Origin of the sequence: Methylobacterium sp. 1030 (assembly GCF_040544715.1) — a bacterium.
Lineage (GTDB): Bacteria > Pseudomonadota > Alphaproteobacteria > Rhizobiales > Beijerinckiaceae > Methylobacterium.
Window position 1 is genome coordinate 146,297 of record NZ_JBEPKM010000001.1, and the last position, 19,817, is coordinate 166,113.

28 protein-coding genes are annotated in these 19,817 nt (G+C 71.2%); 12 read left to right on the top strand and 16 right to left on the bottom strand.

The features are described 5' to 3' along the window. Positions 1-6: 6 nt before the first annotated feature. Together ABIC30_RS00620 and ABIC30_RS00625 are read right to left on the bottom strand one after the other, a co-directional pair. Complete coding sequence (locus ABIC30_RS00620; RefSeq protein ID WP_020090857.1) at positions 7-507, bottom strand: cache domain-containing protein; 501 nt, start codon at positions 505-507, stop codon at positions 7-9. A 55-nt stretch (positions 508-562) separates the two neighbouring features. Continuing rightward, complete coding sequence (locus ABIC30_RS00625; RefSeq protein WP_020090858.1) at positions 563-877, bottom strand: hypothetical protein; 315 nt, start codon at positions 875-877, stop codon at positions 563-565. Positions 878-1,074: 197 nt separating this feature from the next. On the opposite strand from ABIC30_RS00625, the gene ABIC30_RS00630 reads away from it, so the two are divergent. From ABIC30_RS00630 to ABIC30_RS00645, 4 genes are all read left to right on the top strand, one after another. Further along, complete coding sequence (locus ABIC30_RS00630; RefSeq protein ID WP_020090859.1) at positions 1,075-1,923, top strand: type 1 glutamine amidotransferase; 849 nt, start codon at positions 1,075-1,077, stop codon at positions 1,921-1,923. 97 nt (positions 1,924-2,020) lie between these two features. Then, entirely contained in the window at positions 2,021-3,550 is a 1,530-nt protein-coding gene (locus tag ABIC30_RS00635) for a phytoene desaturase family protein (protein ID WP_020090860.1), read from the top strand. A 95-nt stretch (positions 3,551-3,645) separates the two neighbouring features. Beyond that, positions 3,646-4,404 carry a lysophospholipid acyltransferase family protein gene (locus ABIC30_RS00640; protein ID WP_234081950.1) on the top strand — a complete coding sequence of 253 codons (759 nt, stop codon included), beginning with the start codon at positions 3,646-3,648 and terminating at the stop codon, positions 4,402-4,404. 67 nt (positions 4,405-4,471) lie between these two features. Next, complete coding sequence (locus ABIC30_RS00645) at positions 4,472-5,608, top strand: glycosyltransferase family 2 protein (RefSeq protein ID WP_234081949.1); 1,137 nt, start codon at positions 4,472-4,474, stop codon at positions 5,606-5,608. A gap of 45 nt (positions 5,609-5,653) precedes the next feature. On the opposite strand, the gene ABIC30_RS00650 is transcribed toward ABIC30_RS00645, so the two are convergent. Together ABIC30_RS00650 and cutA are read right to left on the bottom strand one after the other, a co-directional pair. After that, entirely contained in the window at positions 5,654-6,232 is a 579-nt protein-coding gene (locus ABIC30_RS00650) for a cupin domain-containing protein (protein ID WP_234081948.1), read from the bottom strand. A gap of 364 nt (positions 6,233-6,596) precedes the next feature. After that, positions 6,597-6,950, bottom strand: a complete 354-nt coding sequence (cutA, locus tag ABIC30_RS00655) for a divalent-cation tolerance protein CutA (RefSeq protein ID WP_091926487.1) — start codon at positions 6,948-6,950, stop codon at positions 6,597-6,599. A gap of 143 nt (positions 6,951-7,093) precedes the next feature. Between cutA and ABIC30_RS00660 the strand changes: the two genes are divergently transcribed. After that, complete coding sequence (locus ABIC30_RS00660; RefSeq protein WP_020090865.1) at positions 7,094-7,861, top strand: NAD kinase; 768 nt, start codon at positions 7,094-7,096, stop codon at positions 7,859-7,861. Positions 7,862-7,863: 2 nt separating this feature from the next. Next, positions 7,864-8,346, top strand: a complete 483-nt coding sequence (locus ABIC30_RS00665) for a GNAT family N-acetyltransferase (RefSeq protein ID WP_419149863.1) — start codon at positions 7,864-7,866, stop codon at positions 8,344-8,346. Positions 8,347-8,356: 10 nt separating this feature from the next. Here ABIC30_RS00665 and ABIC30_RS00670 read toward each other — a convergent pair whose 3' ends face one another. The 6 genes from ABIC30_RS00670 to ABIC30_RS00695 form a co-directional block, all read right to left on the bottom strand. Then, complete coding sequence (locus tag ABIC30_RS00670; RefSeq protein WP_026604574.1) at positions 8,357-8,557, bottom strand: hypothetical protein; 201 nt, start codon at positions 8,555-8,557, stop codon at positions 8,357-8,359. 37 nt (positions 8,558-8,594) lie between these two features. Next, on the bottom strand, positions 8,595-8,963 hold the full coding sequence (locus ABIC30_RS00675) for a DUF6481 family protein (RefSeq protein ID WP_026604575.1): 369 nt from the start codon (positions 8,961-8,963) through the stop codon (positions 8,595-8,597). 126 nt (positions 8,964-9,089) lie between these two features. Then, a complete protein-coding gene (locus ABIC30_RS00680) occupies positions 9,090-9,299 on the bottom strand; it encodes a cold-shock protein (protein WP_020090869.1) in 210 nt (69 codons plus the stop codon). Between the two features lie 371 nt (positions 9,300-9,670). Further along, positions 9,671-10,810: a beta-ketoacyl-ACP synthase gene (locus ABIC30_RS00685; RefSeq protein WP_354453633.1), complete on the bottom strand. Its 1,140-nt coding sequence runs from the start codon at positions 10,808-10,810 to the stop codon at positions 9,671-9,673. Positions 10,811-10,828: 18 nt separating this feature from the next. Next, the gene (locus tag ABIC30_RS00690; protein WP_056527639.1) at positions 10,829-11,308 is read right to left on the bottom strand and encodes a 3-hydroxyacyl-ACP dehydratase FabZ family protein; all 480 of its coding nucleotides are present in this window, start codon (positions 11,306-11,308) and stop codon (positions 10,829-10,831) included. 22 nt (positions 11,309-11,330) lie between these two features. Continuing rightward, positions 11,331-11,639: an acyl carrier protein gene (locus ABIC30_RS00695; protein ID WP_010683687.1), complete on the bottom strand. Its 309-nt coding sequence runs from the start codon at positions 11,637-11,639 to the stop codon at positions 11,331-11,333. Positions 11,640-11,917: 278 nt separating this feature from the next. Between ABIC30_RS00695 and ABIC30_RS00700 the strand changes: the two genes are divergently transcribed. Continuing rightward, positions 11,918-13,036 (top strand): AI-2E family transporter, encoded by a 1,119-nt coding sequence (locus ABIC30_RS00700; protein ID WP_020090873.1) that lies wholly within the window; start codon positions 11,918-11,920, stop codon positions 13,034-13,036. Positions 13,037-13,049: 13 nt separating this feature from the next. On the opposite strand, the gene ABIC30_RS00705 is transcribed toward ABIC30_RS00700, so the two are convergent. After that, positions 13,050-13,553, bottom strand: coding sequence for a thermonuclease family protein (locus tag ABIC30_RS00705; protein WP_026604576.1), 504 nt, complete (start codon positions 13,551-13,553; stop codon positions 13,050-13,052). 211 nt (positions 13,554-13,764) lie between these two features. Between ABIC30_RS00705 and ABIC30_RS00710 the strand changes: the two genes are divergently transcribed. Continuing rightward, positions 13,765-14,058, top strand: coding sequence for a hypothetical protein (locus tag ABIC30_RS00710; protein ID WP_020090875.1), 294 nt, complete (start codon positions 13,765-13,767; stop codon positions 14,056-14,058). A gap of 27 nt (positions 14,059-14,085) precedes the next feature. Here the strand turns inward: ABIC30_RS00710 and ABIC30_RS00715 are convergent, their stop codons facing one another. Continuing rightward, positions 14,086-14,766 (bottom strand): L,D-transpeptidase, encoded by a 681-nt coding sequence (locus ABIC30_RS00715; protein ID WP_020090876.1) that lies wholly within the window; start codon positions 14,764-14,766, stop codon positions 14,086-14,088. A gap of 171 nt (positions 14,767-14,937) precedes the next feature. Between ABIC30_RS00715 and ABIC30_RS00720 the strand changes: the two genes are divergently transcribed. Further along, positions 14,938-15,378 (top strand): VOC family protein, encoded by a 441-nt coding sequence (locus tag ABIC30_RS00720; RefSeq protein ID WP_042674042.1) that lies wholly within the window; start codon positions 14,938-14,940, stop codon positions 15,376-15,378. Here the strand turns inward: ABIC30_RS00720 and ABIC30_RS00725 are convergent, their stop codons facing one another. Next, on the bottom strand, positions 15,379-15,822 hold the full coding sequence (locus ABIC30_RS00725; protein ID WP_020090878.1) for a cyclic nucleotide-binding domain-containing protein: 444 nt from the start codon (positions 15,820-15,822) through the stop codon (positions 15,379-15,381). Positions 15,823-15,901: 79 nt separating this feature from the next. Here ABIC30_RS00725 and ABIC30_RS00730 point away from each other — a divergent pair, with 79 nt between their 5' ends. Next, a complete protein-coding gene (locus ABIC30_RS00730; RefSeq protein WP_042674045.1) occupies positions 15,902-16,717 on the top strand; it encodes a thioredoxin domain-containing protein in 816 nt (271 codons plus the stop codon). A gap of 17 nt (positions 16,718-16,734) precedes the next feature. Here the strand turns inward: ABIC30_RS00730 and ABIC30_RS00735 are convergent, their stop codons facing one another. Further along, the gene (locus ABIC30_RS00735; protein ID WP_020090880.1) at positions 16,735-16,941 is read right to left on the bottom strand and encodes a hypothetical protein; all 207 of its coding nucleotides are present in this window, start codon (positions 16,939-16,941) and stop codon (positions 16,735-16,737) included. Positions 16,942-17,181: 240 nt separating this feature from the next. Between ABIC30_RS00735 and ABIC30_RS00740 the strand changes: the two genes are divergently transcribed. Beyond that, positions 17,182-17,370, top strand: a complete 189-nt coding sequence (locus tag ABIC30_RS00740; protein WP_010683678.1) for a con-10 family general stress protein — start codon at positions 17,182-17,184, stop codon at positions 17,368-17,370. Between the two features lie 164 nt (positions 17,371-17,534). Here the strand turns inward: ABIC30_RS00740 and ABIC30_RS00745 are convergent, their stop codons facing one another. Then, a complete protein-coding gene (locus tag ABIC30_RS00745) occupies positions 17,535-17,798 on the bottom strand; it encodes a hypothetical protein (protein WP_020090882.1) in 264 nt (87 codons plus the stop codon). Between the two features lie 563 nt (positions 17,799-18,361). Further along, a complete protein-coding gene (locus ABIC30_RS00750) occupies positions 18,362-19,165 on the bottom strand; it encodes a response regulator (protein WP_012321915.1) in 804 nt (267 codons plus the stop codon). Positions 19,166-19,339: 174 nt separating this feature from the next. Here ABIC30_RS00750 and ABIC30_RS00755 point away from each other — a divergent pair, with 174 nt between their 5' ends. Then, positions 19,340-19,678 carry a NepR family anti-sigma factor gene (locus tag ABIC30_RS00755; protein ID WP_234081943.1) on the top strand — a complete coding sequence of 113 codons (339 nt, stop codon included), beginning with the start codon at positions 19,340-19,342 and terminating at the stop codon, positions 19,676-19,678. Positions 19,679-19,817 lie beyond the last annotated feature (139 nt).

Genomic DNA, 19,817 nt, shown 5'->3' on the forward strand with positions numbered 1-19,817 from the left:
ACGGCGCTACTCCACGTAGACGCCGGCACCGACCAGCGCCTCCACGCCGGCCACGCGCGTCGCGCAGACGTAGCTCCATTTCACGCTCGGCGCCGACTGGCCGGGCTTCGGGAACATGTAGTCGACCCATCCGGCCCCGAACCGCGTGACGGCGTCGATGAAATCGTGGTGGAACTGCTTCCCGTCGGCGTCGCGCTCGTGGAGCAGGTCGTGGCCCTCGCGATTCGGATGGGCGGCGTTGAAGAGGACGATCCCCCGCAGGTCGACGACGAACAGGTAGACGTCCCCGTATCGCCAGGTGCTCCCCTTGCGCCGGAACGCGTCGAACGCTCGCGCGCCCTCGGCCTCCAGCATGTCGGCCGCCCTGTTGACCAGGGCCTCGATCTCGGCCGCCTGGTGCAACGGCGGGGGTGCTCGCCGGGCGGTGGCCGGGATGGCCAACCCCAGGACGAGCAGCACGATCCCGACCAGCAGGGTTCTCGACAGGCCGTCGCACCGCCGCGTCACCGGCAGGCGGGGATCTGCGCGCCTCGCGTGGCTCGCCCGATCCTCCGGGGAAGCCTTAGGAATGCGCCTCGATGCCATGGCCCGCGTACCCGCCGCGCCGCCGGAGGAAGAGCAGCCAGTTCCGCTTCCGCGGAGGGGACGGAGGTGGGGACGGGCCGACCGCGTTGGGCAGGGCCAGGAACGCCAGCCGCCTGCGGTGCCGCTCGATGATGCGGTCGAGGTTCCGCAGCGCCGCGAGGCCCTGGTTCGCCATCAGGCAGTGCCCCTCGCAGGCACCTCTCCGGTCCAGGTCGGCAACGATGTTCTCCGCGTGAGCGAGGATATCCCGGGCTTCCGCGCAGTAGAGCTCCACCTCGGCGAGATCTGGCATCCTGTCCTCCGCGCTGATCGTTCCTCGGAGTCCGAGACGGCAGGGGTAAACCCGGCCTCGCGGGGCGCATCACCCGTTTGGAGGAGTCGGGCCAGATTTCAGCGGCCGCCTCCCGCGACGATCCGCGCCGTTCCTGCGACGCGGTGTGCACCGACATAGAGGCGCCTCCGCTACGGCCGCGCTCCCCGGTATCCCGCATGCTCCGCCTGCTCATCGCCGACGGCAACGATCGCGCTGCCCGCGACCGCCACGTCGCGGCCACCGGACGAACCTCGGCCGAGTCCTACGCGGCGGTGGTGCGGGACCTCGCGCCGGGCTCCGTCTGCCGGCACGTCAACGCCGCCGACGCCGACGCGGCCCTGCCGGCGGGTCTCGCGGAGTTCGATGGCCTGATCTTCACCGGCTCGACCCTCAAGGTCTCGGAGGGCACGCCGGCCGTGAACCGGCAGCTCGACCTGATGCGCGCGGCCTTCGAGGCCGGGCGCGCGGTCTTCGGCTCGTGCTGGGGAGTGCAGGTCGCCGCCACGGTGGCGGGCGGGCGCGCCGCCGAGAATCCCCGCGGGCCGGAATACGGCTTCGCCCGGGCGATCACCCCGACCGAGGAGGGCCGGACTCACGCTCTGCTGGCCGGCCGTCCGGCGACCTGGGATGCCCCGGCGATCCACTCCGACGCCGTCCTAGAGCCGCCCCTGGGCGCCCGCGTACTCGCCGGCAACCGCGTTCTCGGCATCCAGGCCCTCGAGATCCGCCGGGATCGCGGCTGGTTCTGGGGAACGCAGTATCATCCCGAGCTCGACCTCGACGAGCTGGCCGCGATGCTGCGCCTCTGCGACACCGCCATTGTCGAGGCGGGACTCGCCGAGAACTCGCGGGCCGTGGCCGCCTATGCCGACGAAGTCGCGACGCTCCAGGGCCACGACCCGGAGACCGCGCGCCGCCTGGCCTGGCGTCACGGCGTCGGGCCCGAAGTGCTGGAGGCCGGGCTCCGCCGGCGGGAGATCGGGAACTTCCTGGCGCGCCTGTCCACAGGCGAGCGCCGCCACTAGGCGACCGCGACCGGGTGGCGCGTTGACCCGCCCGGCCCCAGGTCTAGCTTCGCTCTGCGGGCCACGCCTTCCTCGGCCCGGGGAGCCAGCCAGCAGGATGAGCCAGGATTCCACGGTCGCCGTCATCGGCAGCGGGCTCGGCGGACTCGCCGCCGCGTGCGTCGCCGCCGCGCGGGGCCACCGCGTGACGGTCTACGACAAGAACGGCTGGCTCGGCGGAAAGGCGGCGGTGCTCCACGAGGGCGGCTTCCGCTTCGACATGGGGCCGACGATCCTGACCGTGCCCCGGGTGCTGGAGCGGATCTTCGCGGAGTCCGGCCGCTCGGTCCACGACTACATGGACCTGCGCCGCCTGGACCCGCAGTGGCGCTGCTTCTTCGACGACGGCACGCATATCGACCTGATGCAGGACGTCGAGCGGATGGCCGGCGACATGGAGCGCTTCGCCCCCGGCACCGGCGAGGGCTACAAGAAGTTCATCACCATCTCCGAGCATCTTCACGGCGTGTCCGAGAAATTCTTCTTCTGGAAGCCGGTCGAGGACCTGTTCGACACGATCAACATCCGCGCCAACATGAACCCGGGCACGCTGCGCGACGTACTGTCACTCCGCATGCACGCCTCGGTGGCCTCGACGATCCGCGGCAAGGTCAAGGACGCGCGGCTCGCGCAGATGCTCGACCACTTCGTGCAGTATGTCGGCTCCTCGCCCTACGGCGCGCCGGCGGTGCTCTGCGCCATCGCCCACATGCAGACGGCCGACGGCGTCTGGTACCCGATGGGCGGCACCCGCGCCGTCGCCGAGGGGCTGGCGAAGCTTGCCCAGGAACTCGGCGCCACGTGCAAGACCGACACCGAGGTGACCGGGATCGAGACCGCCAACGGCGCGGTCCGGGGCGTGCGGACGGCCGCGGGGGTCACGCCCTACGACGCCGTGATCTCCAACATGGACTCGGTCCGCACCTACCGCGAGCTCGTGGGCGGCGAGGCCGCCAAGGCCTACGCCAAGAAGAACCCCGAACCGGCCTGCTCGGGCGTGGTGCTCTATCTCGGCCTGAACAAGCGCTACGAGCACCTCAACCACCACGACTTCGTCTTCTCCCGCGACCCGGAGGAGGAGTTCGACTACATCTACAACAAGGGCGAGCCTGCCCCGGACCCCACCGCCTATCTGGCAGCTCCCTCCTCCACCGATCCGAGCGTGGCGCCCGAGGGCGGCGAGGCGCTCTACGTCCTCGTGCACACGCCGTATCTGCGGCCGCACCACGACTGGCGTCCGGACGGGCCGCTGTTCCAGAACTACCGCCGCACGATCCTCGACAAGCTCAAGCGCACCGCCGGCATGCCGGACCTCGAAGAGCGTATCGTCGTCGAGCGCCACCTCACGCCGCAGGACATCCACGAGCGCTACAAGGTCCTGAACGGCGCGATCTACGGCCTAGCCTCCCACGGGCGCGTGATGGGGGCGTTCAAGCCCGGCAACCGGTCGCGGCAGGTGCGCGGCCTCTACCTCGCGGGCGGCGCCGCCCATCCGGGGCCCGGCATGCCGATGGTGATGATGTCGGGCTGGATCGCCGCCGACGCGCATGACCAGGACGCGCGCGGCGCCCTGCGCGCCTCGGCGTGACCGCGACGCCGCCATCTCCGCCCCCCGGTGCGGGGGGCGCGAGAGGCGCGCACGGCGCCCCCCTGCCCTCGGTCTCGCCCCGGATCCGCGCCTTTATGGTGGCGTGGTTCGAGCGATACCTGCACCGCCACCTCGACGCCCTGCGGCTGCCCCTCTGGAGCACGCCACCTGACGCGAACCATCCCGGCGCGATCGTGGTCTACTGCAACCATCCGGCTTGGTGGGACGCCGCGCTGATCATCGTGCTGGGCGGCCGGCTCTATCCGGAGCGGGCGAGCCGCGCGCCGTTCGACGCCGCGATGCTGGCGCGCTACCGCATCTTCGAGCGGATCGGGGCCTTCGGCGTCGACCTCGACAGCCCGCGCGGGGCGGCGCAGTTCCTGGCAGCCGCTCGGTCGATCCTCGGAGCCCGCGACGGCATGCTCTGGATCACCGCGCAGGGCCGCTTCGCCGACGCCCGCGCGCGGCCGCTGGCCCTGCGTCCCGGCGTCGCGCGGCTCGCCGAGATCGCCCCCGACGCGCTCTTCGTCCCGCTCGCCGTCGAGTACACCTTCTGGGACGAGCGCGGCGCGGGAGCCTTCGCGGCCTTCGGGCCGGGGATCGCCGGATCCGAACTCGCCGCGCTCCCGCGCGATCAGCGCCTCGCGCGCCTGGAATCCGAACTGACCCGAACCCTCGACCGCCTGAGCGCCGACGTGATCAGCCGGGAGCCCGGACGCTTCCGCACCCTGCTTTCCGGCCGGAAGGGCGTCGGCGGCCTCTACGACCTGTGGCGGCGCCTGTCGGCCCGCCTCTCCGGCCGCCGGTTCGATCCGGCGCACCGCGCCGCGGGCGGTCAGGATCGCGCCGGATGAGACCGCCCGCGCGCGCCAGATCCCGCCCGATCCCCTATCGTGGCGCGCCCCCCTGCCGGCGCAGACGATGACCGACTCGATCCTCACGGCCCTGGCGTACCTCTGCCTCGCCACCGCCCTCCTGCCGGCCATCCTGGCGGCGGTGAATCTCGCGGTCCTGCGCCGGCCCGTGGTGGAGACTGGGGCCGGTCTCGTCTCGATCCTGATCCCGGCGCGCAATGAGGCCGGCAACATCGACGCCACCGTGCGGGCGGCGCTCGCCAGCGCCGCGGTCCCGGTGGAGGTGATCGTCGGCGACGACCATTCCACCGACGCGACCGCCGAGATCGTGCGCGCCGTCGGCGACCCGCGCCTGCGTCTCGTCCCGGTGCCGGCCCTGCCCGACGGATGGACGGGCAAGAACCACGCCTGCAGCCACATGGCCGGGCTCGCCCACGGCGACCACCTGCTGTTCATCGACGCCGATGTGCGCCTCGAGGCCGGGGCAGCCGCCGCCCTCGCGGCGCAGGCTCGCCGCACCGGCGCGGCCCTCGTCAGCGGTGTGCCCCGGCAGCGGACCGACACGGTCGGCGAGATGCTGACGGTGCCGATGATCGACTTCCTGCTCCTCGGCTTCCTGCCCGTGCCGCTGATGCGCCGCCTGTCCGACCCGTCGCTCGGCGCGGCCTGCGGTCAACTGATCCTGATGGATCGGGGGGCCTACGCGGCCACCGGTGGCCACGGCGCGATCCGCACCTCCCTGCACGACGGAGTCCGCCTGCCCCGCTTGTTCCGGGCCGCGGGCTACCGGACGGATCTCGTGGCCGCCGCCGCGCTGGCCACCTGCCGGATGTACGACGGCTTCGCCCAGGCCTGGGCCGGCTTCTCCAAGAACGCCCACGAGGGCATGGCCACGCCCCGCGCCCTTCCGATCTGGACCTTGCTCCTCGGCTGCGGTCAGATTCTGCCGCCGCTCCTCGTCCTGGCCGGTCTGCTCGGGCTGCTGCCGGCCTCCGCCCTGACCCCGGCCGCCCTGGCACTCGGCCTGTCCCTGGCGACCCGAACGGCCGTCACCGTCGCGGTCCGGGCCCCGTGGGCGACGATCCCGCTCCATCCCGCGGCGGTCGCGGTGGCCCTGGCGATTCAGTGGAACGTGCTCCTGCGCCGTGAACGGGCCGGCGCAGCGACCTGGAAGGGCCGCAGCTATCCGGTGAGCGGCGGCTGACCCGCACGGGCCGGCGGAACGAGCGTCGCCGGCCCGCGCCGTGCTTCACGGCTGGGACGGCTGGCACGGATCGGTGGAGCGGGCCTTTCCGACCTGCGGCTTCAGCGAGACGATGAGTTGCACGTTCGGCACGTCGCCGACCTGCCGGGTCAGGTGTCCGACATGGCCCTCAGGCCCCTGCGGTGTCGATCCCATATCGGCGTTGAATTCCACCTCGCCGGGGCCCTGCTCCAGCACCGACCCGTCCGTAGCCTCCACGGACCAGCGGCCCGACAGGGTGATCACCCATTGGAGACCCGGCGCCGTGTGCCACGTACCGACATAGCCGACCGGCAGGACCGCGTACTTGATCGACGTCACCTCACCCGGCGGGAAGCCGACATATTGCGGCGCTGCCGGAGGCGCGTAGCTCTTGAAGATGAAGTTCTTCAGGTCGCAATACTGGACATGGCTGTGGCCCTTGTCGTCGGCATAGAGGACACCGTACCGCAAGGCGGGCGGATCGGCCGATGCGAGGCCGGCGGGACCGGACGGCGCCGGCGCGACGGTCATCAGCGGCTCGCTCTTCGGCGCCCCGGCCGCTTGCGCATGCACGGCGCCCGCGACTGCGGCGAGCAGGACCAACCCCAACCGTCCTGCATTCCTGAAACGTCCCATGATTTTCCTCCGCGTCGCATCGCGTGCGGTGTACGCACGGAGGTTTTCTAGCCAAGCACACCAGATGAATTCAATCTTCTACTCCAATCGCTCAGTATAAATTCTCGTTCCATAATTCAACATCGGATATCTTTCGTATAGATTCGTATATTTATGTCTTTTTAATTCGACTCCACGACTACGCCAATGGCACCAGTGTCTGACGAGCCATTGTGGCGCCCGCACCGACGGCAAAGCGCGCTTGTCCACAGCCGTCTGGACCCTGTCCGGCACACTGCCGGAACCGGCCGGAAGGGTCAGGGTGGGAAGCAGCGCGGCGCAGTCTGCCGGATCAGTCCGCCTGGGTCCCGTTCTCGAACGGCTCACCGGGCTGCGTCTCCGCCAGGATCCAGGCGGCCGTGTCGGCGTCCGCCCCGGCGACCGGCAGATGCAGGATGATCGGCGTGTCGTAGGGGTGGCGGGCCTTCAGCGCGACCGCCAGCGCGTCGGCCAGACCTTCGCGGCTCTTGAGGATGGCTGCGACCTCGGCACCGCGCTCCACCGCACCCTTCCAGCTGTAGACGGACTGCATGCCCGGCAGCACGTTGATGCAGGCGATGAGTCGCTCGCGGACCAGCGCCTCGCCGATGTTCAGCGCCGAGGCGAGGTCGGGAAAGGTGGTGTAGACGAGGAGCGGACGCTCCATGCTATGCCTCCAATTGCGCGTGTGCTCGCGGAGTGAGGCGCATGCCGGGCAAGGACGTCAACCGGGCGGTTCGCTCGTCAGACTGGAGCCGTGACGTGAACCCTGAGGCGATCCCGACGCGCCTGCGCGGCTGCGCCTGATCCATGCCGCGTTTCCAGAAGATCGCCTTCGTGGCGAGCCCGACCGGCTACGCCCGCGAGGCCGCGGCCGCCCTGATGCGGCGCTACGACCACGTCCCGCCCGAGGAGGCCGACGTCGTCGTGGCCCTGGGCGGTGACGGCCTGATGCTCCAGGTGCTGCACCGCTTCATGGACCACCCGAAGCCGATCTACGGGATGAACCGCGGCACGGTCGGCTTCCTGATGAACGAGTTCCGCGACGACGACCTCCTGGAGCATCTGGAGAACGCCCAGCGCAGCGTCATCCACCCGCTCGTGATGGACGTGCTCGACACGGAGGGCCGATCCCACCGGGCGCGGGCGATCAACGAGGTCTACCTGCTGCGCCAGACCCACCAGACCGCCAAGCTGAAGATCGCCGTCGACGGCAATGTCCGGCTCGACCTGCTGATCGCCGACGGCGTGCTCGTCGCCACCGCGGCGGGCTCCACGGCCTACAACCTGTCGGTCGGGGGACCGATCCTACCGCTCGACGCCAAGCTTCTGGCGCTGACACCGATCTCGGCCTTCCGCCCCCGGCGCTGGCGCGGCGCACTTCTGCCGGACTACGCCCGGATCCGGATCGACGTCCTCGACGCCCCGCACCGCCCGGTCGCGGCGGTGGCCGACCACACGGAGTTCCGCCGGGTCTGCACGGTGGAGACGTCCCTCGACCGCGCCACCGAGCTCGTGCTGCTGCACGATCCCGGCCACAGCCTCGACGAGCGCATCCTGCGGGAGCAATTCGGGTGAGTCTGCATATCCGGGCCGCGCAGGCGGCCGACCACGCGGCCATCACCGGCATCATCGTGCCGACCATCCGGGCCGGTGAGACCTACGCGCTGGACCGCGACCTCGGCGAGGCCGAGGCCCTCGCGTACTGGACCGGCCCCGACCGCGAGACCTTCGTGGCCGAGCAGGCAGGGACGGTGCTCGGCACGTACTACCTGCGCGCGAACCAGGCTGGCGGGGGCGCCCATGTCGCCAATTGCGGCTTCATGACGGGAGCGGCCACCCTCGGCCGCGGGGTCGCGCGGGCCATGTGCGCGCACGCCCTCGATCGGGCGCGGGCGCGGGGCTTCGCGGCGATGCAGTTCAACTTCGTGGTGAGCACCAACGCCCGGGCCGTCCGGCTCTGGGAGAGCTTCGGCTTCGACGTGGTCGGCCGGCTGCCGGGCGCCTTCCGGCACCCGACGCTCGGGCCGGTCGACGCGCTGGTGATGTTCCGGACGCTCTGAGGCGTCCGGATCAGGCCTGCGGGGCGGCGACGAGATCACCCTCGCGGATCGCCCGCTCGCCGGTCTTCGTCCGGATCCGATAGCTCGGCTCGCCGGTCTGATCCGCCGGCATCAGCCGCAGGATCTCGAACACCTCGGCCTCGCCCGTCTCGCCCGGGATGCCCAGGCGGGACCGGCAGACGCGCTCGCCGACCTTGAACTTGTGGGACATGCCGAGCTCCTGGACGGGCATCGCTGCGGAACGCGCCTCAGCGCTTCTTCTGAGCCTTCGCCTTGCGGGCGAGATAGCGCGCGTCGCGCTGGGCCTTCTGCTCGGCCTGCAGGGCCTTGGCGCGCTCCTGGGCGGCCAGCTGCTCGGCGTGCTTGCGCTCGATCTCGGCGAGGCGTTCCGCCTCGGCGAGGGCGGCGGCGCGCTCGATCTCGGCCTGACGCTGGGCGGCGCGCTCGGCAGCGCGGACTTCGCGGGCATCGACCACAGCGCGGCGGGCGGATTGGCGGGCGAGGACGGCCGGGTCGTCGGCGGACGGGCGGGCCCGGAACCGGGCCAGCATCTCGGAGCGCGCCTTGGCGGCAGTCTCGAGGCGATCGGCGACACCCTGCTTGTTCAAAAAGCTCACAGACACTCCTGGATCGGATGCGGCGAAGGCCGTCACCCGCAGAGGGGGGGGGTTAGAAACACGATGGCAGATACGAAGAAGCCGCTCCCAGAGGAGCGGCTTCCGGAGAAACGCTGAGGACGACGATCAGGCCGTCTGGAGCTGACCGGCGGACTGCTTGCCGCTGCGACGGTCGGTCTCCAGCTCGTACGTGACCTTCTGGCCCTCGTTCAGGCCGCGCAGGCCGGCGCGCTCGACGGCCGAGATGTGGACGAACACGTCCTTGCCGCCGTCATCCGGCTGGATGAAGCCGTAGCCCTTGGTCTCGTTGAACCACTTGACGGTTCCGGTGCTCATGGAAGTCCTTGATCTTCGCAGGCATAGTGAGAGATGGCACCCGCCCGAACGAGGGGGCGCCGGCATCGACCGATAGCGATAGGAAAGTCAGAACCGCCCTGCGAAGGCGTAACGGTCCAAGATATCCGGACACGTGCCGATGGGGTAGAAGTAGACCGCCGGCGGTTCTTTGGCAAGCGCAGAGAAATATTTCCCTCGGCCAGCGCCGGAGCGATGCGGGAAACTCTTTCCGGAAATTCCGGTTGAGCGGCGCCGGAACGGTCGCTTGAACAACGGGATAAGGGATTTCAATACGGCGCGTCCGCGCGAAAGCTGTGCTGCCGACCGGACGATCGGACGCGGCCGACATGGGCCCCGTGACGCGGGTTCGCTCAGGCCGGGACGAGGCGCAGGATCCCTTCGCCGCGCCGGTGGCCGACGGCCGTCACGGCGACCTCGCGCGCACCGCCGGCGGCGACGAGGGCGGCGGCGAGGGCCGCCCCGAACGGCGCCGCCACTTCGAGTCCGTGCCCGATCACGTCCCCGAGGGCGCGCCGGCGCGCGCCCGGTGCGAGCCGCGCCAGCGCGTCCCGCTCCTCCGCGGTGATCGGGGCCACCCCGGTAGCGCCGGAGAGGACGGTGTCGGGAGCCGAGAGGCCGGCCTGTCGCCAGAGCGTCTCGAGGCTGCCGGCGACACTGCCCGGCGCGCGCCGGGTCCGATCGCTCGCCACCGGCTCCAGCCGGGCCAGGGCGCGGGCGCCGCGCGCCGCGGCGTGGGCGGCGGATTCGAGCATCAGGAAGGCCGCGCAACTCCCGAGGATGAACCCGCCCGCCCCGCCACCGGACTCGCCCCGCGCGAAGACCGGGCGGTAGGCGTCGCGGGCGAGGTAGCCGCCCATCTCGTGGATCACCAGAACGTCCGGCCGCTCGGCGCTGTAGGAGCCGCCGACCAGGATCGCGTCGATCTGGCCCGACGCCACCCGTGCCTGGGCGATCCGCAGGGCGTCGACCCCGGCGGATTCCTCGCCCATGAACGTGCGCGAGGCGCCCGTCACCCCGTGCACGATGGCGATGTTGCCGGCGAGCAGGTTCGAGAGCTGGGCGAGGAACAGGGTCGGGCGGAGATCGTTCTGGAGCCGCTCGTTCAGGTAGGCGCCCGGATCGGCGGCGTCGCGCAGGCCGGTCAGGATCGCTCCGTCCGCCGCGTAGTCGCGCTCGCCGCCGCCCGCGGCCACGACGAGGTGGAGCGCCTGCTTGAAGGCGGCGTCGTCCTTCACGCACGCCGCGTCGAGGGCGAGGCCGGCGGCGTAGACGCCGAGCCGCTGCCACGCCTCCATCTGGCGCTGGTCGCTGCGCTTGGGGATCTGGCCGTCCCAGACGATCGCCGGGGCCGGATGGACCGGATAGGGCGCGAAGGTCTCGCTGTCGGTGCGCGGGGCCGCCTCATCGGCGAGGGCGGCCAGGTGGGCGTCAATGCCCTCGCCCGCGCAGGAGACGAGGCCGAGGCCGGTGACGACGACGGGGCGGCTCATGGCTGGCTCATGGCTGGCTCAGGGCTCGCGTTCGGCCGGAGCCGGATCGGGGAACAGGCCGATGGTCCGCGCGCGCTCGCGCATCGGCGCGTCGAGTCCGTCCGGGAACGGCATGGTGCGGAAGCGGAGTTCCGCGTCGCACAGCGCCTTGCCGTCGTGGCTGATCGCCGCCTTGGTCACCGCGTAGCCCGAGCCGTCGTGCTCGAGGGTGGCCGTGACGAGGAGGTCCGCGCCGGGCCCGACGAAGGACCGGAAGCGCGCCTTGTCGACCCCGGTGAGGAACGGCATCCGGGCGAAGTCGAGATGGGCGAGCACGAGGTACCCGGAGGCCTGGGCCATCGTCTCGGTCAGGAGCACACCCGGCACGAGGGGGTGGCCGGGGAAGTGGCCCTCGAAGACCGGGCTCGCCATCGGCACCCGGGCGAGCGCCTCGATGCGGCCGGCGGCCCTGTCGAGGAGCCGCACGGAGTCGATCATCTCGAAGTATTCGAGGCGCATGACGGGTCGGATCGGCCTCGGTTCAGACCTTGGCGGCCTTCTCGGCCACGAGGCCGTCGATGCGCGCGCACAGGTTCTTGAGGACGAAGTACTCCTCGGCCGGGACCTTGCCCTCGTTGACCTCCTGGGTCCACCGCTCGAGTGGCAGCTTGATCCCGAAGGCCTTGTCGACCGCGAAGGCGATGTCGAGGAAGGCGAGGCTGTCGATGCCGAGGTCGTCGATGGCGTGACTCTCGGGCGTGATCTTGTCCCGCGGGATGTCGGCGGTCTCGGCAATGATGTCGGCCACGCGCTCGAAGGTGGCGCTGCCGTGGGCGGGCTCGTCGGACATGTCTTCTCGCGGGCTGTTCGAGTTCCGGATCGGTCGTGCGGGAGCCCCCTCGCCGCCCGGGCGGCCGCCCGACGCGTGGACGGGGCCTGGAACGCGGCCCGGTCGAATGGCGGCGACCTCTACACGAGGGTGTCAGAAGCGGCAACCGCGGCGCTTCCCCGGCGTTTCAGCGCCTGTCCACAGGCGTGCGCCGCCGGGTGCGGGGACGCGCGTACGCTCCGGCCGCGCCGGCCCTAGCTTGACGGCGAGACGAGGCGCGTCCTCAGGAGACCAGACGGATGCCACCGATCACCAAGCCCGCCGCCCCGCCGGCGCGCGTCGAGACGCCGCCCCTGCCGCCGCAGGAGCGCGCGCGCTCCCAGGGAGCGGCCCGGGTCCTGCTGGTCCTGACCCTGACGGCGCTCGGCCTCTGGATCCTGCACGAGTTCCTGCCGGCGCTCGCCTGGGCGGTGGTCCTGGCGATCGCCCTCTGGCCTGTCTACCAGCGGCTCGAGCACCGTTTCCCGCCGGGCAAGCACAACATCCTCCTGCCCACGCTGATGACCGCGGCCGTGGCGCTGGTCTTCCTGGCGCCGCTCGCGATCCTCGGCATCCAGGCCGCCCGCGAGGCCCACGACGTGGCCGAGTTCGTTCGGAACGCCGAGGCGAACGGGGTGCCGGCGCCGGAATTCCTGCAGCACCTGCCCTACGGCGCCGCGCAGGCGACCGCGTGGTGGAACGACAATCTCGGCCACGCGCAGGCGGGCTCCGACCTGCTGCGCCGGTTCGAGAACCACTCGGTGCTCGGGGCCTCCCGCAATGTCGGCCGCGAGGTGCTGCACCGCATCGTCCTGTTCGGCTTCAGCCTCGTGGCGCTGTTCTTCCTGTTCCGCGACTGGCGGACGGTGCGGGACCAGTCGCTCACCGCCTGCCACCGGCTGTTCGGGCCGCGCGGCGAGCGCGTCGCCCGCCAGATGGTGGCCTCCGTGCACGGCACGGTCGACGGGCTGGTGCTGGTCGGCCTCGGCGAGGGCTTCGTGCTCGGGATCGTCTACCACTTCGCGGGCGTGCCCCACCCGGTCCTGCTCGGCGCCTTCACGGCGGTGGCGGCGATGATCCCGTTCGGCGCCGCCGTGGCCATCGCGATCGCGGCGCTCCTCCTGGTGGCGGCCGGGTCGGTGACGGCGGCTCTCGTGGTGGCGGCGGCGGGCCTCGTCGTGACTTTCGTGGCCGACCACTTCATTCGCCCGGCGCTGATCGGCGGCACGACCAAGCTGCCCTTCCTGTGGGTGCTCCTCGGCATCCTCGGCGGCGTCGAGACCTTCGGGCTCCTCGGCCTGTTCCTAGGGCCGGCCGTGATGGCCGCCCTGGTCCTCCTCTGGCGGGAATTCACCGAGGGACAGGACGCGACGGCCTGAGCCGCCGGAGCGGCTAGTCGGCCGCGCTCGTGCCGGCCGCGGCCTCGACTCGGCGCCGGTCCTGGCGCCAGTCGGCCGGCTTCTCGAAGGTGCCGGCCCAGATGCCGCGGCGGGTCGCCCAGGCGTGGCCCTCCTGGCGGATATAGGGAGCCGTCACTTGACGGTTGGCCAGCGCCAGGCCCTGCCCGACCATCCAGGCGGACAGGTCCTCACCGTGGACGTGGCAGATCCCGGTGACGCGACCGGGCACGCCGCCCTCCCGCCGCTCGCACGTGACCGCGCCGCCGCCGATCCGCGCGCGCAGGGCCTGCGCGGCCTTGCTGCCGCAGCGATACTCCTGGCCATTGGCGGTCTCGCAGCGCTGCGCGGTCTCGGGGGCGTCGATACCGTAGAGGTTGATACGCGTGCCCTGCACCTCGATCGTGTCACCGTCGATCACGGTCGCGGGGCCGCTGACCGTCCCGGCCGCGGCCGCGGGGCCGCAGAGGAGGAGCAGGGCGAGCATCGGTCTGATCATAGCGGGAATGTCCACGCGCGTGGCGAGTCAGCTGGTGACGGGGGCGTCGAGGCCGCGACGGTGCCCGGCCAATGTGGCGAATTTGCCGGGTGACCGAATCGGCCTCGCGAGCGCGATGCCGAGTTTCGACCGCCGTGGTTGCCAAAGCGTTCCGCCCGTCGGAGCGAAGCTTGGCAACGGAACGACGGCCCGGAGCCGCTCGTTATGAAACATGACCTTTCTCAAGACCCTGCTGGCCAGCCTGGCCCTGTGCGCGGCTCTCCTCGTCTGGGCCGGCCTCTCGATCGGCCCGGAGCGGCCGACGGACCGGACCAGTCCGGGCCTGACCACCGCCGCGGTGCTGGCCAGCGACGGCATGGGGCCGGACGGTCGACCGGGCGAGCCGGCCGCGGCCCCCGGCGGCCCGGATCGGGGTGATCTGGATCGAGCGGCTCTGGACCGGCTCGCAAAGCGGGTCTCCGGCGAGGTCCGCGACGCGTCCGCCGCGGGGACGCCGGCCGGCTGACCGGTCAGGAATCCGCGCCTCGCCCGCTCAGGTCCGGTACTTGCCGTTGCGCTTGATGAGCACGCGGGTGCCCACCGGCACGCGCTCATACAGGTCGGCGATATCCTCGTTCAGCATCCGAACGCAGCCCGACGACATCTGCTCGCCGATGCTCCAGGGCTCGTTGGTGCCGTGAATGCGGAACAGGATGTCGCGGTTGCCCTGGTAGAGGTAGAGGGCGCGCGCGCCGAGGGGATTGTCGAGGCCGCCCTTGCGGGTGCGCGGCAGGTCGGGATGCAGCGAGACCATCGTGACGGTCGGGCTCCAGTCCGGCCAGACGCCCTTGCGCCCGACCCGCGCCTCGCCCTTCCAGGAGAAGCCGGCCTTGCCGACGCCGACACCGTACTGCATCGCCGTGCCGTCGGCCTGGACCAGGACGAGCTGCCGCTTGTCGATGTCGACCACGATCGTCCCCGGCTGCTCGGGGCCGTTGTAGCTCACCTGCTGGCGGCGGTACTTCGGATCGAGGCGCTGGGTGTCGACCAGCGGAATGTCGAAGGGCTTGTCGGGCTTGCTGCCGACGTACCACGCCGCCTCGTCATCCTGGGCGACCTGGACCGGACGGGTCTGGCAGGCCGCGAGGGGCGCGATCGCCACGACGGCGAGGAGGATTCGCGAGAGAACGATCCGGCGCAGGCGGCTCCAGGCCGAGGGAAGCGTGGCGATCATAGGTCCTGTCGTGCGGGATACGGTCGTCGCGCCATGCCTACCGCCTCTGCGCCTGTGACGATGTAGCTTTTGCGCCGCAGCCGGCCGTGCGCGGGCCGCTCCCACGGCCACGGTTGTGCCCTAATTCTGAATCGCAGCGGTGCTCTACTGCGCCCGGAGCGGAGGTGAACGATGGCCGAGACCGAAACTCTTCCCACCGAGGCGACGGTCACTCCCGATGTCCCGCTCAGCCCGGCGATACACCTCGATCACTGCGTGATCCACGTGAGCGACTGGGCACGCTCGAACGCCTTCTACCGCGACGTGGTGGGTGCCGAGATCCTCGCGCGCGGTCCCGGCTTCGCCTACCGGTTCGGCGGCGTCCAGCTCAATTGCCACGGGCCGGGCGTCGAGTCGGTACCGGTCGCGGCGAAACCCGTCCAGCCGGGCAACAGCGACCTGTGCTTCCGCTGGTCGGGCGCGATCGAGACCGCCATCGCGCATCTCGAGGCCGCCGGGGTCCCGGTGGAACTCGGCCCGGTGGAGCGGCACGGCGCCGCGGGCGCTGGGATCAGCGTCTACTTCCGGGATCCCGACGGCTCGCTCCTGGAATTCATCACCTACGCGGGATGATCAGCCCCGGCTCTCGGCCAGCGCCTGGTTGGTCTGCTCCAGCCGCAGCGCCAGCACGCGCATCAGGGCGATGCTGATCTGTGGAAACTGGGCCAGCAGTTCCAGGAACACCCCGCGGTCGATACGCAGGGCGGTCACCGCGGATTGCGCCGTCACGGTGGCGGAGCGGGGCTGCTCGGCCAGGATGCCCATCTCACCGACGAGGGCGTCCTGGCCGAGGAGCGCCAGCCGCACCGGGCCGGCGGGACCGTCGATGCTGACGTCCGCCGTACCCGAGAGGATCACGTAGGCCGCATCCGCGACGTCGCCGCGGGCGAAGAAGCGTTGCCCCGGCTCGAAATGCACCCGCTCGCTGGTGAAGGCCAGGAGCTTCAGGCGCGCCGGTTCCACCTCGCGGAACAGCGGCACCTGCTTCAGGGAGGAAACCTCGGTGTCGAGGGTCATTCGGGGGCTCCGCGACGGGTCTCACGCCCAGGACGGCGGGGCCGGACGGGCCCGCTTATCCATGCGGTTCGTCAGGCACTTGTCCAGCCCCGCGCCTTACGCAACCTGTCGGTGTGGTCTTGGCGCCCTCCTGGCACTGTGCCTCGTCCTGTCGCCAGAGCCGGCAGCGGCCCGCCTCGTCAAGGCCGACCTCGCCCGCGTCGCGGTCGCGCCGCCCCCGGGTGCCCGGGCCCCGCTCGACCTCGCCGCCACCGACGCGCGCACCGACCGGCCGACCACCCTCGGGCAGGCCCTGGGCGGCCGCGCGGCCCTTCTGCTGCCGGTGGATTACACCTGCGGGAATGTCTGCGACCCCATGCTGTCCCTGTCGGTGGAGGCGCTGGCGGCCACCGGCCTGCCGATCGACGACTACGCCCTCGTGCTGGTCGGGATCGATCCCCGCGACGACGCCGCGGCCGCCCGGCGCATGCTGGCGGAGACGCTCGGGGATCGGGCGGGATCCGTCCGGCCCCGGGCGCTCATCGTGTCGGACGCCGCGCTCGCGCGCCTCACCGGCGCGCTGGGCTATGAAGCTGTCTACGATGCCGGGACCGACAGCTTCGCGCATCCCGCGGCGGCGCTTCTCCTCACCGCCGACGGCCGGGTAGCCCGTGCGCTGTCGCCCCTGGCGCTGACCGGGCGCGACCTGCGCCTCGCCCTGACGGAAGCCGGCGAGGGCCGGGTCGGCAGCATCGCCGACCGGCTCACCCTGCTCTGCTACGGCTACGATGCCGCGCGCGGCGTCTACACGCCCCTCATCCAGCGGATCCTGACGGTGGCCGGGATCGTCACGATCCTGGCGATCGCCCTTCTCGTCGCGGGCCTGACGCGCCTCGCGCACCGGCGCCGGACCTGAGAACGCCCTCGCCCGGCTCAGCGCTTCGTCGAGAGCCCCTGTCCCCCGGGAGGGGGCGCGTCGCGCTTGAGACTGGCATTCAGGTGCGGCGAATCCGTCGGCTCCTCGCGGGTGGTCGGGGTGGCGGAATCTTCCGGCGCGGGCATCGGCGGCAGCGGCGGCGTGTTGGGCTGCGTGGCCTGTGCCCCCGGAGCGGCATCCTTGACCATGTTGCGGTTCGTCATGCGCGAAAACCCTTCTCTCGTGCCGTGAGGCCGCGCCGTCCGCCCGGGACGAGTCGCCGGGCCTCCGGGCCTGTCGGACCCGACGCGGACTTCAACCAAGGTCGAATGTCGACCAACGCGGCACACAAGTCGGGGTTGCTGCCAAGCTTAGCTGTCGGAAGCTTGAGCAGGTCTCGGGACAGGAACCTTGGTTATTGCTGAAGGTTGTTGCGGGGTGAAGCGAAGCCTGAGGAGGAACTGATGGCGTCCGGAAATTCGACCTCGAAGCGAGGCTTTGCCTCGATGGACCTGGAGCGGCAGCGCGAGATCGCCAGCAAGGGCGGCCGCAGCGTTCCGGCCGAGAAGCGCTCCTTCTCGCAGGATCGTGAGCTCGCCTCGTCCGCCGGCCGCAAGGGCGGTCAGTCCACGGGGACCGGCCGGGCCGAGTGAGGCCGCTGCCGTTCCGTACCGCGTAGCGGCGCCGCGTCCCTCGGGACGGGCGCCGTTTTCGTTTCAAGTTTAGGCCGCGGATCGCGATCTAGGGCCGATCCACACAGCAGAAGGCCCCGCCGAGACGGCGGGGCCTTCTGCTTTCCAGTCCTTGTCGGCGCCGATCAGGAAATGCAGCGGCCAGGGGTCATGCGACGCGCCTCGGGACCGACCAGGGAGCTCAGCGCCGCCTCGCACCCCTCGCGCATGCGCCGCGGCGGCTGCCGCAGGATCGGCTTGATCTCCAGATCCTGCGCCTCACCGGCCACCGGGGCGTTCCGGCTGTCGAGGCGCTGCACCCCCGCCACCCGCGTCGGGCTGATCGACAGCGACACGGGTCGCATCCCGGGCAGCGGCGCCGAAATGGTCTGCGCGGTCGGGACCGGCATCGTCCACCGATCCGCCGTGTCGCGAACCACCGGCTGGACCAGAACGGTGAGAAGAGCCGCAGGAGCACTCACGCCCAGGATGAAACCAGACCGCAGCATCGCCCCGACCTCATTGCGAGAGCTTGACAGGATGTTCGTACAACGCGCCCTGCAATCGCAGGTTCCTAGACTGTCTCGCGTCTACGAAGCCTGAGTATTCGAACGCAGCCCGGCTGTTGGTGCGGCGGCGCACGCCCGCTATCCACAGCCCCGGCTCGTTGCACAAAAGGCACGCCCCACGAAAAAGCGCCCCTCCTGGAACCTCCCGCGCCGGCACCCGTTCTCTGTGCACCCGGCCACCTGGTCCTCCCCGCATTCCCCTTGTGCATCGGCCGGAACCTTCGCGACGGGCTGGAGCTCTCTCCGGCCCGTTTTTTTGTGCGCGGCGACCGACGAGGGCGTGCGGACCGACAACGAAAAAGCCCCGGCGTGAGCCGGGGCTTTTTCGTTGTCGTCACTCTCGGTCGCGGGCGCCCCGGGTCACTCCCGGGGGCGAACCGCCAAGCCTGACCTCAGGCCGGATCTCAGGCCGTCTTGGCTTCCCGCCGACGGGCGGTCTGCTGGAAGAACAGCGCCTGGCTGATCACCGCCGAGACGTTGGCGGGCTGGAACGGCTTGGCGATCAGGAACGCCGGCTCGGGCCGCTCACCGGTGAGGAAGCGCTCGGGATAGGCGGTGATGAAGATCACCGGCACCTCGAAGGATTTCAGGAGGTCGTTCACGGCGTCGAGGCCGGAGGAGCCGTCGGCGAGCTGGATGTCGGCCAGGATCAGGCCGGGGCGCTTGCCCTCGCCGGCGATCTTGATCGCTTCGGTGCGGGTGCGGGCGACACCGATGACGTTGTGGCCGAGACCCTCGACCAGCGCCTCCAGATCCATCGCGATCAGGGGCTCGTCCTCGATGATGAGGATCTCGGTCGCCATGTCGGCGGCGAGCTCGCGACCAGCCTCGTCCACGAGGTCGCGAACCTCGGACACGTCGACGCCCAGAATGATCGCCGCGTCCTCCTCGGAGAAGCCCTCGAGGCAGGAGAGCAGGAAGGCCTGGCGAGGCAGCGGGGTGATCTGGCCGAGGCGGACCTCCGCCGGCAGATCGTGCTGGACCTGCTCGCTGCGGCCGTTGACCGAGAGCGAGTTCCAGATCCGCGTGAAGACGCGGAACAGGTCGGCCTTGATGTTGGTGCTGCGACCGAGCGTGTCCGGCTCGTTGACGAGGGTCTCCAGGGTGGCGGCGACGTACGCGTCACCCGCCACTTGGCTACCCGTGAGCGCGCGCGCGTAGCGGCGCAGGTACGGCAGGTGCTGTACCACGAGTTGCGATGTCGACATTCGATCCCCTGTGCCTCGCCGTGTTGCCCGGCCGCGAGCGCCTCGATCCGTCACCGAGGGCCTGCCGGGGCCGGCTTTCTGTCCTGCGCAGCCTACCGCCCAACGCGGAGGCCCGCACTCCGTTCCACCCCCCAGCGGAACCGATGCCGGCGCGCAGGCGTTGCCGGCGCAGCCATGGCGTATGTCGAGCCGCAGCACAATGCGGCCGGGCCGACTTCGGCAACAAGGGGCGTGTTGATGGTGGACCAGGGAAAGGAGGCCGGTCTTCGCGCGCGCGATCCGCACGTCGAGACCGCTTCGGATCGCTTGTCGGAGTCCGAGAACAGCTCCGGCGGTACGGCCGCTTCCGACCCGTCCGACCGCTCCAGGAGCAAGGGCGGCCTCAGCGATCAGACCCGGAACCGCATCGCCGCGCAGCTGCGCGCGATGTACGACACGGTCACGCAGCAGCCCGTACCCGATCGCTTCGCCGAACTGATCGCCAAGCTCGACAGCGCCGACCGCAAGGCCTGAAACCGCTCGTCCCGTCACCGGGACAATCCACCCCTGCAACGGCGCGATGGCAGCGCCGCGATGGAAAAAGCCGCCGCCCTGCGGCGACGGCTCTTCCGTGGGTCCGTGCGCCGGCCCGCTGAACGGGGCCGGCCGCTCC

What these genes read in the sequence shown, in the direction of transcription:
- ABIC30_RS00625 (WP_020090858.1), bottom strand. Translation starts at nt 877, where the DNA reads ATGCCAGATCTCGCCGAGGTGGAGCTCTACTGCGCGGAAGCCCGGGAT.
- ABIC30_RS00630 (WP_020090859.1), top strand. Translation starts at nt 1,075, where the DNA reads ATGCTCCGCCTGCTCATCGCCGACGGCAACGATCGCGCTGCCCGCGAC.
- ABIC30_RS00635 (WP_020090860.1), top strand. Translation starts at nt 2,021, where the DNA reads ATGAGCCAGGATTCCACGGTCGCCGTCATCGGCAGCGGGCTCGGCGGA.
- ABIC30_RS00640 (WP_234081950.1), top strand. Translation starts at nt 3,646, where the DNA reads ATGGTGGCGTGGTTCGAGCGATACCTGCACCGCCACCTCGACGCCCTG.
- ABIC30_RS00645 (WP_234081949.1), top strand. Translation starts at nt 4,472, where the DNA reads ATGACCGACTCGATCCTCACGGCCCTGGCGTACCTCTGCCTCGCCACC.
- cutA (WP_091926487.1), bottom strand. Translation starts at nt 6,950, where the DNA reads ATGGAGCGTCCGCTCCTCGTCTACACCACCTTTCCCGACCTCGCCTCG.
- ABIC30_RS00660 (WP_020090865.1), top strand. Translation starts at nt 7,094, where the DNA reads ATGCCGCGTTTCCAGAAGATCGCCTTCGTGGCGAGCCCGACCGGCTAC.
- ABIC30_RS00670 (WP_026604574.1), bottom strand. Translation starts at nt 8,557, where the DNA reads ATGTCCCACAAGTTCAAGGTCGGCGAGCGCGTCTGCCGGTCCCGCCTG.
- ABIC30_RS00680 (WP_020090869.1), bottom strand. Translation starts at nt 9,299, where the DNA reads ATGAGCACCGGAACCGTCAAGTGGTTCAACGAGACCAAGGGCTACGGC.
- ABIC30_RS00685 (WP_354453633.1), bottom strand. Translation starts at nt 10,810, where the DNA reads ATGAGCCGCCCCGTCGTCGTCACCGGCCTCGGCCTCGTCTCCTGCGCG.
- ABIC30_RS00690 (WP_056527639.1), bottom strand. Translation starts at nt 11,308, where the DNA reads ATGCGCCTCGAATACTTCGAGATGATCGACTCCGTGCGGCTCCTCGAC.
- ABIC30_RS00695 (WP_010683687.1), bottom strand. Translation starts at nt 11,639, where the DNA reads ATGTCCGACGAGCCCGCCCACGGCAGCGCCACCTTCGAGCGCGTGGCC.
- ABIC30_RS00700 (WP_020090873.1), top strand. Translation starts at nt 11,918, where the DNA reads ATGCCACCGATCACCAAGCCCGCCGCCCCGCCGGCGCGCGTCGAGACG.
- ABIC30_RS00705 (WP_026604576.1), bottom strand. Translation starts at nt 13,553, where the DNA reads ATGATCAGACCGATGCTCGCCCTGCTCCTCCTCTGCGGCCCCGCGGCC.
- ABIC30_RS00710 (WP_020090875.1), top strand. Translation starts at nt 13,765, where the DNA reads ATGACCTTTCTCAAGACCCTGCTGGCCAGCCTGGCCCTGTGCGCGGCT.
- ABIC30_RS00715 (WP_020090876.1), bottom strand. Translation starts at nt 14,766, where the DNA reads ATGATCGCCACGCTTCCCTCGGCCTGGAGCCGCCTGCGCCGGATCGTT.
- ABIC30_RS00720 (WP_042674042.1), top strand. Translation starts at nt 14,938, where the DNA reads ATGGCCGAGACCGAAACTCTTCCCACCGAGGCGACGGTCACTCCCGAT.
- ABIC30_RS00725 (WP_020090878.1), bottom strand. Translation starts at nt 15,822, where the DNA reads ATGACCCTCGACACCGAGGTTTCCTCCCTGAAGCAGGTGCCGCTGTTC.
- ABIC30_RS00735 (WP_020090880.1), bottom strand. Translation starts at nt 16,941, where the DNA reads ATGACGAACCGCAACATGGTCAAGGATGCCGCTCCGGGGGCACAGGCC.
- ABIC30_RS00740 (WP_010683678.1), top strand. Translation starts at nt 17,182, where the DNA reads ATGGCGTCCGGAAATTCGACCTCGAAGCGAGGCTTTGCCTCGATGGAC.
- ABIC30_RS00745 (WP_020090882.1), bottom strand. Translation starts at nt 17,798, where the DNA reads ATGCCGGTCCCGACCGCGCAGACCATTTCGGCGCCGCTGCCCGGGATG.
- ABIC30_RS00750 (WP_012321915.1), bottom strand. Translation starts at nt 19,165, where the DNA reads ATGTCGACATCGCAACTCGTGGTACAGCACCTGCCGTACCTGCGCCGC.
- ABIC30_RS00755 (WP_234081943.1), top strand. Translation starts at nt 19,340, where the DNA reads ATGGCGTATGTCGAGCCGCAGCACAATGCGGCCGGGCCGACTTCGGCA.